The sequence below is a fragment of the Streptomyces alkaliphilus genome (genome assembly GCF_014141535.1).
Lineage (GTDB): Bacteria > Actinomycetota > Actinomycetes > Streptomycetales > Streptomycetaceae > Streptomyces > Streptomyces alkaliphilus.
The window spans coordinates 1-1,452 of record NZ_VKHT01001145.1; the positions used below are offsets into that span (position 1 = coordinate 1).

Below are 1,452 nucleotides of genomic sequence, written 5' to 3' on the forward strand. Positions count from 1 at the left end.
CCCCGACCCCCTTCCGGCGATCGCCGGGACATCCCCCGTCGTCCCGGTCCGGGGAGGTGGACGGTCGTGAGGGAGCCGGCACGGATCGGCGGATCCTCCTCGACGGGGCCCGATCTCGGCGAGTTGTTGGGACGTGTGGCGCGGGGTGACCGGGAGGCGTTCGAGGGCGTGTACGACATGGTGGCGGGGCCGGTGTTGGGGTTGGTGCGCAGCGTGCTGCGGGATCCGGCCCAGTCCGAGGAGGTGGCGCAGGAGGTGTTGGTGGAGGTGTGGCGCGGCGCCGCCCGGTACCGTCCCGAGCGGGGCGGGGCCATGGCCTGGGTGATGACCATGGCGCACCGCCGGGCCGTGGACCGGGTGCGGTCGGCCCGGGCGGCCGGCGACCGGGAGCACCGGGCCGCGCTGCTGAACCACACCCCCGCCTACGACGAGGTCACCGAACAGGTGGAACACCGCCTGGAACGCGAGCAGGTGCGGCGCTGCCTGGGCGGTCTCACCGAGGTGCAGCGCCAATCGGTGACCCTGGCCTACTACCGGGGCCTGACCTACCGCGAGGTGGCCGAACTCCTGGCGCTTCCGCTGGGCACGGTGAAGACCCGTTTGCGCGACGGTCTGATCCGGTTGCGCGACTGTCTGGGGGTGACCGCGTGAACGCCGCCGATCTGCACACCCTGACGGGGGCCTACGTCCTGCACGCCCTCTCCGCCGGTGAGCGGGAGGACTTCGAACGGCACCTGGGGGACTGTCCGGCGTGCGCCGTGGAGGTGATGGAGCTGGCGGCCACCGCCGGGCGGTTGGGGGGTGCGGTCGCGGTCGCCCCGCCGCCGGGGATGCGCGCGGAGGTGCTGCGACGGATCGGCACCGTGCGGCAGGAACCGCCCGTGGTGCCGGCGGAGGACCGTCCCGTCCCCGGCCGGGGACGGGAACACGGTCGGCGTTCCGTGCGATGGGCGCTGGCGGCCTGTCTGGCCGCCGCCCTGCTGGGGGGCGGTACGGCGGTGTGGCAGTACCGGGAGGCGGAGCTCGCCCGGGAACGGGCCGTGGAGGCGGAACGGTTGCCGGCGGCCGGCGAGGGGATGCCGGAGATCCTGGCGGTGCTCGCCGCTCCGGACGCGCTGGCGGTCTCCGGCGAGTTGGTGGACGGCGCCACCGGGACCGTGGTGGTCTCGGCCGGGGAGGATCGCGCGGTGTTCGTCTCGACCGGCATGCCCCCGGCCCCGGAGGGCATGACCTACCAGTTGTGGTTCGACGACGCCGGGACGATGCGACCCGCGGGCCTGATGGAGCCGGCGCAGGGATCGGGCACGGCGGCGCTGGTGATGGAGGGATCCCCGGACGGGGCCGTGGGCATGGGGATCACCGTGGAGCCGGCCGGCGGCTCGCCGCAACCCACCTCGGAGCCCTTGGCGGCGATGGCCTTCCCCGCCTCCGGGGAGGGGGCCGGGTGAACCG

At 74.9% G+C, this 1,452-nt stretch carries 2 protein-coding genes; both read left to right on the plus strand.

The genetic code is table 11. The features are described from left to right. The first annotated feature begins 66 nt into the window (after positions 1-66). Complete coding sequence (locus tag FNQ90_RS22995; protein ID WP_182608107.1) at positions 67-651, plus strand: sigma-70 family RNA polymerase sigma factor; 585 nt, start codon at positions 67-69, stop codon at positions 649-651. Further along, positions 648-1,448 carry an anti-sigma factor gene (locus FNQ90_RS23000; RefSeq protein WP_182608108.1) on the plus strand — a complete coding sequence of 267 codons (801 nt, stop codon included), beginning with the start codon at positions 648-650 and terminating at the stop codon, positions 1,446-1,448. Before FNQ90_RS22995 ends, FNQ90_RS23000 begins: the two co-directional genes overlap by 4 nt. Positions 1,449-1,452: the final 4 nt, after the last annotated feature.